We start from the raw sequence: 13,974 nt of genomic DNA, 5'->3' as shown, positions 1-13,974 counted from the left end.
GCTGCTGATCAGCGAGCAGCCGCCATCACTCAATCAAACATTCGGGCAAGGAACCGGTGCCCAGTCGCCCAGGTCCGGGTTTTTGCACATGCTGTTGACCTGAGTGGTACCGGCGCTAGCGACCTGCTTGCTTTCATCCTGCTTGGCCTTGGCGGTCTGCAGGGTTTTCTCGGTGGTCACCGCTTCTTTCGGCACGACTGGCAGTTCTTTCTTCTTCGCCGGCGTCACTTTCTTCTTGGTCTTGGTGCTGGTCTGCGCCACGACCGGCGTGGTATCGGCGGTAGCCACGGTCACCACGTCAGTACGCTGCACACCCACTTGCTGCAGGTCTTTCTCGTAAGCCTGGGTGTAGTTGTTCAGGTCTTCGGAAGCCTTGCCGTTGACCGCGACAATCAGGTCGTTCGACTCTTTCAGGCCGGCGACGATTTCTGCCAGGCGCTTGCGGCCTTCAGTGTCGTTGACGGTCTTGGCCTTGCGGTCGGCAACCAGTTTGCTGAACGCGTTCTGGTAGCACTGCTGCGAAGTCTTGGCGTAGGCGGTGCTGCGGTCGATGTCGGAGACGCTTTTGTTGACGTCGGCGGCGTAGGACGCGATGCGCTGGTTGTCATCGGCGATCTGCTTCTGGCGCTCGGTGTAGTAACCAGCTGCACCACCGGCCAGGGCGCCGCCCGCGGCACCGATGGCGGCGTTGCGGCCACGGTCTTCCTTATCCGCGGTCAGGGCACCCAGCAGTGCACCACCAACCGCGCCGACGGCAGCGCCGGTGACCACGGACTTGGTCATGTTGCCTTCGGTGGAGCGCAAGTGCTGCACCGGCTCGTAGCAGTTCGGGTAGTACTCGACCTTGGTGCTCGAGGCGACTTTGGAAGTCGGCGACGTGGCGCAGCCGGTCAGTACAGTGCTGAAGCCGACAGCGACCATCAGCAAGTGACGCTTGGAAACCGAAGCAAATGGTTTACGGGAGAAAAGCATAGTTGTGTTCTCGTTTAAGTGTTGACCAGCTCAGCGCGGCGCTATCGCCGCCTGAGTCCCTTCCAAGCTCGCTGACAACGAACACTCAAGACCGCTGAGCGTTCGATGCGAGCAATTCCTTCAATATCGCCGCCGGGTCGGCTCGTTTTTGCTGACGATAATCCCCGACATGACGAACGAATAACGTTGCACGCGCCACCAGGCTCTTGCCCAGTACCGGCTTGCGCTCCAACTCTTCCTTGATGCGTTGAAACTGCGCCTGGATCACGGCATCGGTGTAACGCGTACCGGTGGCCAGGTTGTCGATATAAATCGCCACCGCGCCATCCAGCGCGCTGCGGCCGTTGTCGATGGCCGTGGCGAACAGCGTGGCGCTGGCCTCGTCCTTGGCATCCAGGGCGGCTTGCCGGCTGTTCTGCAGATTGGTCAGGCGAATGTTGTAGTTGTTGACGGTCTCGGCCACCAAGGCCGACGACTGAATCAGGTTGCCCGCCGCTTCCTCGCGCTGCTGGGCGATGAGCGAGACGTTGCGCTTGAGCTCTTCGTTGACCAGCCCCAATTCGGCTTGCAGACGCGGGTCGACGCTGGCGGCGATGATGCTGTCCAGGCGCTTGGTCGGATCGTCGGCATCGTCGATGGCATCAGTCAGCGACGCCAGCCGCCCTTCTTTCTGCCATTGGGCAAACAATTCCTTGTAGCGCGAACGCGGCGCCGACAACGCACCGACGGCCACGCGAAAACCGGTGGTTTCGTTGCTTTGCTCGGTGCCGTCGGCGGCGAACAACGGGTATTCGCGGCGCATGCCGGTGAACAGCGTGCCCTCGCCTTCCAGGTAGTTGCCGCCCTTGACCACGAAGCCGCCATAGGCGCCCTGACGGCGACCGGCGTGCACCAACTGGAAGGATTCCTGGACCATCTCGGCGGCGTTGCCGACCACGTCGAACAGGCCAATCGGGTTCGGCAGTTTGGTGCCGATGGGCATCAGCCGCGCCGCCTGGCCGGTACCACCAGCGACCTGGTTGAACACCGCCCAATCGGCCAACGGCCCGTCGCTTTCACTGCCTTCCAGGCGCCTTGGGAACAGGCGCCCTTCCAGGTCCTGACGGCTCACGGCTTGCCCACCACGAGCGGCGAATTCCCACTCGACTTCCGTCGGCAAGCGCACAAAACCCAGCCCGCCGTCTTCGGCGGAAGTACCGCGACCGCTCACCGGCAGAAGATCCTTGTGGTATTTCATCAGCCAGGCGCTGTACACCGCCGAGAAGCGCTCAGCCTCGAACTTCGACAGTTTCACCTTGGGCAAACGCCCGGCCACGCCTTGGGGCAAATCGGCTTGCAAGGTTTCGCAGGCCGGCGCCGCTTCGCCGCTGGCCAGTGACTGCGCCTGGGCCATGACCTGGGCGTATTGCCGGGCCGTGACCTCATACTTGCCGATGAAGTACAGCATCGGTTTGAGCGGCGTCTTGGCGTCGGTCTTGGGCATCAACGGCGTGATGGTCTTGTTCCAGTCCTTGGGCAGGTCCTTGAGGGTGAACTGACCGTTGATGAAGTCGCGCCGGTAGCCGGAAATGAACGACTGCTGATAGCCCGCCTCGTCTTCGCTGAACGGGTAACCGAGGCTGATCTCGCGGTCGTCCAGGGTGCCCTGGGCGAGGATGTAGACGTAGCGAAACACCATCTGGCCTTCGCACGGCAGCGGCAGGCTGACGTCGTCGGGCAACGGCTTGGGGTTGTCCAGCTTGTCCGTGCCTTCATCTGCCCAGACCAAACCGGCGAGGCTCAGCGCCACGGCGGCGCCCAATAACTTATACATCGCGAATTCCTTCACACGCCTGGATGCGCGCCACCCGCCAGCCACCACAAGCCGCCGCGACGGCACTGACGCCGAGCACGGCCACCAGGGCCAAGGTGTAGTGACGCACCAACAGATGACTGGCGTATTCACCGGGCATCTGCGCAAATAAATAATTCAGGCCCGACTGCGCGAGGCCATACAGGCCGGCACTCAACAGGGCCGCAAAGGTGGCGCTGTAGAGCGCCTGCAACACCACGAACAGCAACAGCGCCGCGGTGGAAACCCCCAGCAGGCGCAACACCGACAGCTCCCGGCGCTTACGCTCGACCGCCGCCAGGGCACCGGCAAAGATCGCCGCGAACGCGCCGGCCAAGGCCAACCCGGCGATGATCCAGAACACGATCGACAGATTGCGGCTCAGCGATTGCACTTGTGCGATGGTCTGGGCCTGGGTCGATACCAACAGGTTTTGCCCGGCGAAATACTGCCGCAGCGGCTCGACATCGCCGAGGCTGCGGGCATACAAACGAAACGCCGGGTAGACCCGTTGCCCGGCTACGCCCGCGACATCCCCCGGCCAGCCGAACGCGGGCACGGCACGGCCGTCACGGTAATCCTCCGCCGCCTCCAGCAACGCCAGCGGCGCAAACAAGCCGTCGCGGGCGAAGGCTTCCAATGGCAGCACGTGCAGCACCTGCACGCGGGTGCGCTGCGCCTCGCTGCGACCGGCCACCTGCCGGCCGAAACTGGCCTGCAACCAATCGCCGGCCTTGGCGCCGAGCTTTTCAGCGGCGGTCTGGCTGAGCACCACTTGATCCAGGCCTTGCGGCACCGGCAAATGATCGAACAAGGGATCGCTGGCCGCGGTCGGAATCATCTCGACCGTGACGACCGACGCATCGCCGCTCAAATCCGCCGTAGCGGCGATCTGCCGGGTGCGCGGCAAAGCAAAGGCCACGTCGCTGCGCTGGCTCAATTGTTCGACGAACTCGGCACTGAAGCGACCGCCGCCCAAGGGGATGATTTCCCGGGTGGCCGGGTCGTTCTGCAAGCGTTCGGTGAGGCTGCTGACCAGGCCGAACTTCAGGCCGAACAGCACCAGCAACGGCGCCACCACGGCCACCAAAGCCAACACCGAGCAGGCCGATAGCCAGGCATCGTTGCGGTAATCCTGCCAGGCCAGGGAAGCCACCAGCGCGCCACGCATCAGCAAGCCTCCCCGAGGGTGGCGGTGACACCGCCGTCGACATCGCGACGGCAACTGATGCGCCGCACCTGCAAACCGCTGGCGCGGGCCAGCGCTTCATCGTGGGTCGCGACCACACAGCAGACGCCGTGCTCGCGCGCCTGGGCCACCAGCAACTGCATGACGCGCTCGGCGTTCAGCGGGTCGAGGGCGGCGGTCGGTTCATCGGCCAGCAGCAGGCGCGGCCCATGGGCCAACGCCCGGGCACAGCTGACCCGCTGACGTTGTCCGACGGACAAATCCGCCGGTTTCTTGTCCAGTTGATCGGCAATGTCCAACTGCCCAGCCAGGCGCGTCACGCTTGCGTCATCCTTCAAGCCCAGCAATTTTCGCGACAACGCGATGTTGCCGCGCACATCCAGGAAGCCCAACAGGCCGCCGGTTTGCAGAACATAACCCAGGTAACGACTGCGCAGCTCAGCCAAGGTGCCCTGTTGCGACGCACGCCACAATTTGGCGATGTCCAGCGGCTTGTCGGCCGGCGTGAAGTCGAACTGGCCGGCCTGATCCGGCGCCAACACCAGCGCCAGCAAGTCCAGCAAGGTGCTCTTGCCGCAGCCGCTGGGGCCGACCACCGCCAGTTGTTCACCGCCGCGCAAATGCAGCCGTGGAATCACCAGGCTGTAGCGCTGGCTGCCGGCGCCCCGGCTTTTATGCACTGCGTTCAGGGTCAGCATCACGGCAGCGTCGACAATGGAACGCGGTACAAGGCGTCACCCGGCTCGGCATCGCCGAAGCGCACCCAGTTGGCGAGGTCGTTGTGGAAGGTTTCGTAGAGGCGGATTTTCGAATCCAGCTCGTCGATGAAATCTTCCTGCTCGGCCACGCTCAAGGACAGCCACAGATCCTGGGTCATGTTCAGCGACTTGCTGCGGTACGGCAGCCCTTCGAGGTACTCGCCGAGAATCCCGCCGTCGGCCAGGTTGCCGCCCTTGCGCAGGGCCGACGGGTCGCGGCTCATGTAGGCACTGGCGCTGGCGATTTCCTGGAAGAAATCCTTGGGCGAACTCTGGGTCTTGCGGGCCGCGTCGACGATCAGCTTCAGCGACTGCTGCAGGTCGTTGAGTTGCAGCTTGGTCAGCATCACGCAGACCTGGAACGCCGGCAGTGCCGGGTTGGTCAGGTCGCGGTCGGCGGTCCAGGCGCTGACCAGTTGCGGCGCCTGGCTGGCGGATTTACGCCCCAAAAAGTCCATGTGCATCGCGTAGCCGACCGCGGCCGACTTGTCGGCCAGGCTCGGCGCGGCGCTCAACAGCGGCACGCTTTGCGCCTTGTTGCTGCGCACCTGATGCACCAGGTCGGCAAACACCGAACCGATCTCGTCGACGCGCTCGCCGAACTTGCGCACGTCGGCGCCCGGCACCGGAATGTACAGGTCACCGATCTGCGGGTTGGCGTCGGCGGTCAGGGTGCGGTACTGGCTCTGGGCGCCGGCATGGGTTTTCTTGCCGGCGTCGCTGAGCAGGTGCAAGGCGTAGATCTTGATCTGCTTGCCCAGTGCGGCCTGGCGCACTTCGGCCTCGTTCATTTGCGTGGCGGCAAATGGATCGTTCTTGCGCAGGGCCCCGGCGTCGGTGACCAACAGGATCAAACGCCCGCCGTAACCGGACCAGTCCATGCCTTCGACGGCTTCCATGACCCCGGCAAACGCATCTTCGTTGAACGAATGGCTCGACACCGTCGATGCCTTGACCTGACGCGCCAGCTCCATGAAGCGTTGCGGGTCGCGCCCCTGCTCTAGGGTGATCAAGGTCTTGGCGACGTATTCCAGGCCTGGAGTCTTCTTGATGCTGCTGCGGAAACCCACCATGCCGAAGCTGACACTATCCAACTCGCCGCGCTCGGCGATGCGGGTTTGCAGTTCGTGGACCACGTCGCGCACCTGGTCGATGTAGGGCTGCATCGACACGGTGGTGTCCACCACAAGCACCACGGCGGTACGGAACGCGTCGGCATTGGCGGTGGTGATCGGCGTGTTGCTCGACGCCTTGGGGGTGTTGCCTGGGTCGATGGATGCCACGTTCAGCAACTGCACCGGCTGACCGTTTTCATCGAGGCTCTCGCGGGAATCGAAGATCGGCAACAGATAGAACTGGCTCTGCGGCACGGCGCTGGCGGCCGGCTCCAGGGCCAGCACTTGCTGGTCGTCCTGCGGGCTCTGCTGGGCCTTGAGCAACACGTTCTTGGCGGCCGATGGGTTAGCCAAGAGCTTTTCCACGTCGCCAGGCTGACGCAGGAACATCACCGGCGCACGGCCGGAACGTTCGGTGAACTTGAGCACCAGGCTCTGCTTCCAGTCGCTGACCTGGGCGGCGGGCAACCAGCCGTCGCTGCGCCCATCAGTGGCCGCACCGACCCGCACCCACGAACCGCCGTCGACGTCCTTGCGCTGATACACGTAGAGCACGGAAAACGCTGGCAGCGCCTTGCCCGGTGCGGCGCCCGGCGCATCGGCGAGCTTCGCCCCCGGTTTGCTGAGCACGCGCTGGAACAGGGTTTTCTTTCCGGCCATCAACAGCGGACGCTGGCCACCATCGGCCTCGGTCGCCACGGGTGGCTGAGCCGGAGGGGCAACAGGTGGTTTGACCGCTGGCACTTCGGGGGGCTTCGGCGGCTTCACTTCCGGTGGCTTGACCGAGGTGGTCGTGGCCACTGGCGTCTTCACGTCTTTGCCGTCATCACCGGACAACCACCAATAACCCGCGCCACCCAACGCCAGCGCCACGGCGACCGCAACGGCAGCCAGGGCGAACACCGGCCCCTTGCGTTGCTCCGACACCGAGGATTGAACCGGCGGTTTTATCGGCGGCGCAACGGGCTTGGGCTGCGATTGTGGCGGCGGTGGTGAATAAGCCGGGCCGCTGGGAATGTCGATGGACATGGGCGTCAAACCCGCCAAGTCATCCACCGCAGGCGCTGTGGTCGGCAGTTGCAACGACAACGGCCGGATCAGCGTCGCTTCCGCCGACTCGTCTGGCAGGTTATCCAACGCCCGCAGCAACGCCGCCGCATCCGGGAAACGCTCCGCCGGATCCTTCGCCAGCAGCTTGCGCAACACGTCCTGGTAACGGCCGTGGTGCACCGGCAGTTCCGGCAACGGTTCGGTCAGGTGTGCCAGGGCCGTGGACAGTGCGTCGTTGCCGGTATACGGCAGTTTGCCAACAAGGATTTCGTAGAGCACCACGCCCAGGGCATACAGGTCGGCGCGGCCGTCGATGTCTTGGCCACGGGCCTGTTCCGGGCTCATGTAGCTGGGCGTGCCGACCGCGAAGCCGGCCTGGGTGAACTGGGTGCGGTCGTCCAGGGACTTGGCGATGCCGAAGTCCGAGAGCACCGCCGTGCCATCGGCGCGGAACAGGATGTTGGCCGGCTTGACGTCACGGTGGACCAGGCCCAGCCCGTGGGCATAACCCAGGGCCGAGGCGATCTGGCGGATGTAGGTCAGGCCCTGCTCCGGCGTCAGGCCCGCGGCGATGCGTTCCTTGAGCGTGCCGTTGGGCAGGTACTCCATCGCCATGTAATACAGCTCACCGACGTTGCCGATGTCATGGATGGTGACGGTGTGCGGGTGCGACAGGCGCGCCAGGGTCTTGCCTTCGCGCAAAAAACGCTCGCAGAAGGTCGGGTCGGCCGCCAGTGCGGCGGCCATGACTTTCAACGCCACCTTGCGTTCCAGCGAACGCTGGGTCGCCAGGTACACGCTGGCCATCGCGCCTTCGCCGATCGGCCCTTCGATGTCGTAACCGGGGATGACAATGTTCAAGGTCAAGCTCATGACGGCACCTTCACAACCACCACGGTGATGTTGTCCGGCGCGCCGCGCATCAGGCCCAGGGACACCAGGCTGCTGGCGATTTCGCCGGGCTCGTCGTGGCTCAATACCTCGCGGATTTCATCGTCCTCGACGGTCTTGGTCAGCCCGTCGCTGCACAACAGGTAGCTGTCGCCGGGCACCAGCAGCAGCTCGGTCAGCGCCAGGTTCAGTTGCGCCTCGACGCCAATCGCCCGGGTGACGATGTTGGCGCGTGGATGCACCCGCGCCTCGGCTTCGCTGAGCAGGCCGCTGTCCTGCAGATCCTGGACATAGCTATGGTCGCGGGAGATGCCTTCGAGCACGCCGTCGCGCAGGCGATACAAACGGCTGTCACCGGCCCACAGGCACATGCCGCGCAGGTCGCGGGCGGCCAACACCACCACGGTGCTGCCCATCATGGTCACGCCACGGTTGGCGGTTTCTTCCCGCACGGCGGCGTTGACCCGCAACAGGTCGCTTTGCAGCGCCGCGACGTATTCGTCCAGCGAACGACCCACGGCAATGCCGCGCAGGCTGTCGACGATCAGGCTGCTGACGTAGTCGCCCGCCGCGTGCCCGCCCATGCCGTCGGCCACGACCCAGAGGCCGTTTTCCGGCAGGTCCAGGCAGGCGTCTTCGTTGACCTGGCGGACCATCCCGACATGGCTCTTGCTTGCAGACTTGATTGCTTTTCCGGCACTTGGACGCATCTACACAACACCTTCTTGGCCGAGCAAAAATTGCGCAAAATCAGCCGCCGCCGGCAATCCCTGGCAGCGCATCAAACCCGGGGCAATGCGTTCCGATCCCTGGCCCCACCACAGGCTCGCGCCTTCGCAGGCCGCCTCGGCGAGGGAGCTCATGCGCCGTTGCGGGTCAGTGGCATCGAAGCGATGCAGGCTGGCAAAGCGGCTGCTCGGCGTGCGCGGCAGGTACATCGGGCTGCCCAGGGTCTCCAGCTGTTCGTTGAACGCCTCGAAACTGGCCTCCACACTCAACGTGCTCAGCAACAGGTTCTCGACCCGCTCAAACCACTCGTCCGCACCGCCCACCACCGACGCCGGGTCCGCGTCGGGCTCCAGCAGCATCGCGACAGTCAGCGGGAAATAACGGCCGACCCGGTCAATGCTCGGCATCACCACGCCGACCGCGGCGTCCGGGCCACACACACCCGGTGCGACCATGAAACGCCACAGCGGGCTGACCAGATAGGCATCCAGCCAACGCTCGCCGAGGCTGGTCTGGCTGGCGAGCAAACCCGCCGCCAACCACGAATCCCACGGGCCGATAAAACTCTGGGGCAAGCCACGACTGACGAAATCGCCGCGGCTGGCCAACTTTCCATAGAAGCCCGGTGTACTCATAGCCGCTCCGGCAGGCTGAAGCCGCTGAGCACCCGGCTCTTGAATGGGTTGAAGGCGCTGTTGGCCCGCAGCTCATAAGAGGCGCTGGCGCCATCGACCCGCAGCCGCAGGTTGAAGCGATCCGGCGAGTTGCCGGCGGTCAGGTCCGATTGCTCCAGCAGCCGGAACCAGGCCCACGGCCCATCCAGAGTGATGCCGGAGCGACCGCTGGACGACGGCGGCATGATCGAGATCCGCACCACGCCGATGCTGCCCGGGTTCGGCCACTGCATGGCGGTCGGCCGGCTCGGGCCGTGGTCGTAGCTCAACTGTTGGCCGTCGAGGTCGAGCAGGAACTGGGTGATGGTCGAGTCCATCGCCACCGGCTTGAGCTCGAAACGCACCATCGGTTGCGTGCCACCGGAACGGAAGAACGCATCGCGGATGGTCGCCGCGCGCTGGAAGGTCTGCAGTACGCCAGGGGCGATACCGAGCTTCTGCGCCGCGCCCGGCTGCCAGCGCCAGGTCGGGGTCGAAGTGTCGACGTAGGGTTGCAGGTACTTGCGGAAGTAGTTGTCCATCACCCCACCGACGCCGAAGAACTGGCCGAAGTCATCCAGGGTCGCGTCCCGCGCACTGCCCGGCGACATCGGATAGCGCCCGGCCAGGGACTGGCGATAGATGTTCACCACTTCGCTGGTCCAAGCGGCGTTCAGTTGGTTGCGCACCCCGCCCATCATGCTGTTGGTGGTGGAGTTGACCACCGACTTGACCAGGCCCTGCACCAGCGGCGGCTGGCGTTCGGCATTAAGGCTGACGCGTGTAGCGGCGGCCGTGGCCTGGTTCTTGGCTTCGCCGAGCAAGGCGTCGCCGCTGGCACCGACCATGGCGCTGACCTGCACGTACAAAGCGTTCATGTCGGCCAGCAAACCGTCGATGGCCGCCGGCTCGCCTTCGTTTTTGCTGACGATGCTGTTGAGCTCGGCGAAGTGCGCGGTGATCGGATCATCGCTTTGCGCCGGTGCGTTTTGCGTCGCCTGCTCCTGGCCGAGCAAGCTGCCCAGGCGTTCCTTGAGCTTGTCCACACCGCCTTCTACCGGCGCACCTTGGGCAGCCAGCAGGCGTTCATCCTGTTGCAGGTCGGTTTCCTTCGCCACCGCCACCAGCAGTTTTTTCAACGGTGAGGTCGGGCCGGAAATCACCCGCAGCACATCGGCGGCCTGGGCCACGCTGGTGATCGGCACAAAGTCGATGTCGGCCAGCAAGGCGTCCCATTGGCGCAGGTAGTCCTGGAAGTACAGGCGACGCACATCGGCAGCCAGGCTGGCGACGTTCTGCTGATCGGCCTCTTCGTGGCCAAGCACCCATTGCTCTTCGGCCAGGGTGCCGGTCTGGCTCAGGCTGGTGAGCAAGAAGCCCTGGCGGTAACCCTTGACGGTGAAGAACCCGCTCAGCGGCTCGCCCAATGGCTTGCCGCTCTTGCGGCTGAACACCAGCGCCGCGTCACGCCCGGCGGCTTCGTTGATACGGAAGTCCGGGATGCCTTCGGGCAGCTTCTGGCGCTTGATCCGGTCATAGACCCGCTGGGCCACCGGCAATTGCTGCAACTGGCGGCGCAGGTCTTCGACCAGGCGAGGATCGAGGCGCGCGAGGGGCGGACGCCGCTCGAACAGCGCCTGCAAATGCGCGGTCAGGGCCTGGCGCTGCTCGGCCGGCAAATCCCGCGGCAGGCTGCGGTCCCAATCCAGGGCGATCCAGGCCTTGATGAAGTCGGCATCGTAATGCTCGGTGTCGGCGAGCATCAGGTAGGCCTTCAAGCCTTCGTAGAGGAAATCCGAATTGCCGCCGCTGTGCAGCTGCTCTTCGATCCGCGTCAGCAGACGTGGCGCGAACACCGCGATCAGCAGCTTGCGGTAGACGCTGCCGGACTCGGCTTCGAGCATGTCGCCCTGGTACAAGCCCAGGCCTTCGGCCCAGCTCGGTGCGTCGTCAGCCAGGTGTTTCACGGCGTTGAGCAACGGCAACACGGCGAGGACGTCGCGTTGCGCCGGGCTGAGGTTCTGCACGGTTTGCCCCAACGGCGCGACCTTCTGGTCGACCTGGGCAATGTAGGCTTGGTTGGCGCGATAGCTGACCCACCACAACGTGCTGACCACCAGCACCAACACCACGGTGGAGGCCAGAACGCCGCGGGCGATCCATTTGCGCCGTCGCTCGACTTTCGGATCGACGCCCACCAGCCCGCGCTCGGCGAAGGCCACGGCGGTGAAGAGTTTTTCGATGAAGTAGCTGCGCCCGGTGCCGGTCTGGCGCGCCAGGTGCTGACGGTCCAGGTTCATGCTCTGGGCCATCGAGCCGATCAGGCGGTCGATCGGGCTGCCTTCCTGGGTGCCACTGGTGAAATACACGCCACGCAGCAACACGCGCTCTTCGAAGGCGTTGGGTTTGAACACGCCTTCGAGGAAGCTTTGCAGGCAATCTTTCAAGGCGCCGAACTGCTGCGGGAAACCGTAGATCAGATCGCGCCGCGCCGGGTCGCGCTCTTGTTGCAGGCGTTCCACCAAGCGGTCGTTGAGCCGCTGCTCAAGGCCGGTGAATTCGCTTTGCAGGTGCGCCAGCGGGCTATCGCTGCTCTTGCCATCGTCCAGGGCGAAGGTCATGCCCCAGACCTGGGCGCGCTCTTCCTTGCTCAGGGTATCGAAATACTCCATGAACCCCGGCACGAGGTCGAGCTTGGTCAGCATCAGGTAGATCGGGAAGCGCACACCCAGTTGGGTGTACAGCTCCTGGATCCGCAGCCGGATTGCGGCGGCATGGGCGGCGCGCTCGGCGTCGCTGCCCAGCAGCAGGTCGGACAGGCTGATGGCGATGAACGCGCCATCAATCGGGCGCCGGGCCCGTTGTTTTTTCAACAGACCCAGGAAGCCCAGCCAGGCGGCCTTGTCGATGGTCGCGTCGCTGTCCTGGGTGGTGTAGCGGCCGGCGGTGTCGAGCAGGACCGCCTGGTCGGTGAACCACCAATCGCAATTGCGCGTGCCGCCGACACCGCGTACCGCACCGGCGCCCAGTTGCGCGGCCAGTGGGAAATGCAGCCCGGAGTTGACCAGCGCGGTGGTCTTGCCCGAACCCGGCGGGCCGATGATCACGTACCACGGCAGCTCGTAGAGGTTGCGGCGCTCGTCACCGCCCAGCTTGGCTTTCTTGAGCAGGGCCAAGGCTTCGTCCATGCGCTGGCGCAGGGTTTCGAGCTCTTCGGCGGTGGCGATGCTGGTCGGGTCCGGTGGGGTTTGCGCGGCCAGGCTGCGCATCACTTCGGCGGCCTGACGGCGGGCCTGGATGATGCGCAGCACCCGGTAGGCGATCCATACCGCGAACACCAGGATGATCAAGGCCCAGCGGCGGCCTTCGGGCACCAGCCAATCGAGCAGTGGGCCAACGAACCAGATGATCAGGCTCAGGGCGATCAGCCCCAGCAATGGGATGACCCAGCGAGTCATAAAACTGAAAAACGCCTTCACTCGACCCCCTCCGCCAATACTGTGATTTCAACCCGACGGTTGCGCGCACGCCCCTCTGTGGTGGCGTTGGATGCCAACGGCTCGGTGTCGCTGCGGCCTTCGGCGCTGAAGCGCTCGGGCTGGCCAGTCTTGGCCGAGAGAATTTGCAGCACCGATTGCGCCCGCGCTTCGGACAACGCCCAGTTGGACGGGAACCGGAGGGTGGCGATCGGGCGATTGTCGCTGTGTCCGGTGACCAGGACCTGGCCCTTGACCTTGCGCACCGCATCGGCGATGCGCAGCATCAGCGGCTGGAAATCGTCCTTGATGCTGGCGCTGCCCGAGGCGAACAGTTCATCGCCGCGGATGGTCACCACCGAGCGGTCGACGGCGTCCTCCACGGCAATGCGGTTGGCGCGGATTTCATCAGCGAGGAAGCCGGCCAGGCGTGGACGCTCGACCACTTTCGGCTGCACCACAGGGCGGTCGATGGTCTGCACCGGGATTTCACCGAGGAAATGAATGTTCTTGAACACCGGCTCGGCATCGGAGGCCAGCTTCATGCGCAGGCCGAACAGCAGCGCCAGCAACAGCGCCGCACCGATGGCCACGGCGATCCATGGCGGCATGAATTGCGCCAGTCGATCACGGGCCACGGTGACACCGCGCCAGTGCGGCGACAGCTCGCGCTCGTAGTCGCCACGGGCGCTGCGGATGACGGCGGCGGTACGCTCACGCAACGCTTCCAGTTGGCTGCGACCGTCGTTCATCACCCGATAGCGCCCTTCGAAACCCAGGCACATGCACAGATACAAAAGCTCCAGCAGATACAGGCGCTCGCGCGGGCTTTGCAGGCAATGCTCCAGCAACTGGAACACCTTCTCGCCGCCCCAGGCTTCGTTGTGCACGGTGATCAACAGGCTCTGCTTGCCCCAATCGCTGGTGCCGCCCCACGGCGTGCTCAACACCGCTTCGTCCAGCGCGGTACACAAGGCGTAGCGGGCCAGCAACACATCGTTGCGTACCACACCGGCGGCCTCGGCACGCTCTTCGAACTGGCGCAGGTAGGCCAGCAGTTGTGCGCGCAGACTGGCCGGCGCCGGGTGGGCAATGGTGTTGCGTAGGCGCGTCAGCAGCGCCAGCAGCGGGCCGGCGGCGCTTTCCAGCGGGTTGAGCCCCTCGGCCTTGCCGGTCAGCACCGGCGCGGCCGGCATCGACAGCGGTGCAGGCGCAGGCGTCGGCTGTGGCCGGCCAGCGTCCGGGCGGAAGGGATCTCCACCACGGCCACCGGGCGTCGGCATGAACTGGGTACGATCGTCGTTACTCAT

General features: G+C 64.9%; 9 protein-coding genes. All 9 read right to left on the bottom strand.

The features are described from left to right. Positions 1–33: 33 nt before the first annotated feature. A complete protein-coding gene (gene tagQ, locus AB4O22_RS27500) occupies positions 34–972 on the bottom strand; it encodes a type VI secretion system-associated lipoprotein TagQ (RefSeq protein WP_003206902.1) in 939 nt (312 codons plus the stop codon). Positions 973–1,057: 85 nt separating this feature from the next. Beyond that, positions 1,058–2,785 carry a formylglycine-generating enzyme family protein gene (locus AB4O22_RS27495; protein ID WP_003206903.1) on the bottom strand — a complete coding sequence of 576 codons (1,728 nt, stop codon included), beginning with the start codon at positions 2,783–2,785 and terminating at the stop codon, positions 1,058–1,060. Further along, positions 2,778–3,974: an ABC transporter permease gene (locus AB4O22_RS27490; RefSeq protein ID WP_003206905.1), complete on the bottom strand. Its 1,197-nt coding sequence runs from the start codon at positions 3,972–3,974 to the stop codon at positions 2,778–2,780. The genes AB4O22_RS27495 and AB4O22_RS27490 overlap by 8 nt, the downstream gene beginning before the upstream one ends. Continuing rightward, positions 3,974–4,690 (bottom strand): ABC transporter ATP-binding protein, encoded by a 717-nt coding sequence (locus AB4O22_RS27485; RefSeq protein ID WP_003206906.1) that lies wholly within the window; start codon positions 4,688–4,690, stop codon positions 3,974–3,976. The genes AB4O22_RS27490 and AB4O22_RS27485 overlap by 1 nt, the downstream gene beginning before the upstream one ends. Next, positions 4,690–7,788 (bottom strand): serine/threonine-protein kinase, encoded by a 3,099-nt coding sequence (locus tag AB4O22_RS27480; RefSeq protein WP_460105843.1) that lies wholly within the window; start codon positions 7,786–7,788, stop codon positions 4,690–4,692. Before AB4O22_RS27480 ends, AB4O22_RS27485 begins: the two co-directional genes overlap by 1 nt. Beyond that, positions 7,785–8,516, bottom strand: coding sequence for a PP2C family protein-serine/threonine phosphatase (locus AB4O22_RS27475; RefSeq protein WP_003206909.1), 732 nt, complete (start codon positions 8,514–8,516; stop codon positions 7,785–7,787). Before AB4O22_RS27475 ends, AB4O22_RS27480 begins: the two co-directional genes overlap by 4 nt. Further along, positions 8,517–9,170 carry a type VI secretion system-associated protein TagF gene (gene tagF, locus AB4O22_RS27470; protein WP_460097598.1) on the bottom strand — a complete coding sequence of 218 codons (654 nt, stop codon included), beginning with the start codon at positions 9,168–9,170 and terminating at the stop codon, positions 8,517–8,519. It lies immediately after the preceding gene. Then, a complete protein-coding gene (gene tssM / locus AB4O22_RS27465) occupies positions 9,167–12,667 on the bottom strand; it encodes a type VI secretion system membrane subunit TssM (RefSeq protein ID WP_460097596.1) in 3,501 nt (1,166 codons plus the stop codon). The genes tagF and tssM overlap by 4 nt, the downstream gene beginning before the upstream one ends. Continuing rightward, on the bottom strand, positions 12,664–13,974 hold the full coding sequence (locus AB4O22_RS27460) for a DotU family type VI secretion system protein (RefSeq protein ID WP_460097594.1): 1,311 nt from the start codon (positions 13,972–13,974) through the stop codon (positions 12,664–12,666). The genes tssM and AB4O22_RS27460 overlap by 4 nt, the downstream gene beginning before the upstream one ends.

Source organism: Pseudomonas sp. S3_B11 (assembly GCF_054667715.1).
This window is presented reverse-complemented; position numbering and strand designations above follow the sequence as displayed.

Coding starts and splice junctions, on each gene's coding strand:
- tagQ (WP_003206902.1), bottom strand. CDS start 972: ATGCTTTTCTCCCGTAAACCATTTGCTTCGGTTTCCAAGCGTCACTTG.
- AB4O22_RS27495 (WP_003206903.1), bottom strand. CDS start 2,785: ATGTATAAGTTATTGGGCGCCGCCGTGGCGCTGAGCCTCGCCGGTTTG.
- AB4O22_RS27490 (WP_003206905.1), bottom strand. CDS start 3,974: ATGCGTGGCGCGCTGGTGGCTTCCCTGGCCTGGCAGGATTACCGCAAC.
- AB4O22_RS27485 (WP_003206906.1), bottom strand. CDS start 4,690: ATGCTGACCCTGAACGCAGTGCATAAAAGCCGGGGCGCCGGCAGCCAG.
- AB4O22_RS27480 (WP_460105843.1), bottom strand. CDS start 7,788: ATGAGCTTGACCTTGAACATTGTCATCCCCGGTTACGACATCGAAGGG.
- AB4O22_RS27475 (WP_003206909.1), bottom strand. CDS start 8,516: ATGCGTCCAAGTGCCGGAAAAGCAATCAAGTCTGCAAGCAAGAGCCAT.
- tagF (WP_460097598.1), bottom strand. CDS start 9,170: ATGAGTACACCGGGCTTCTATGGAAAGTTGGCCAGCCGCGGCGATTTC.
- AB4O22_RS27460 (WP_460097594.1), bottom strand. CDS start 13,974: ATGAGTAACGACGATCGTACCCAGTTCATGCCGACGCCCGGTGGCCGT.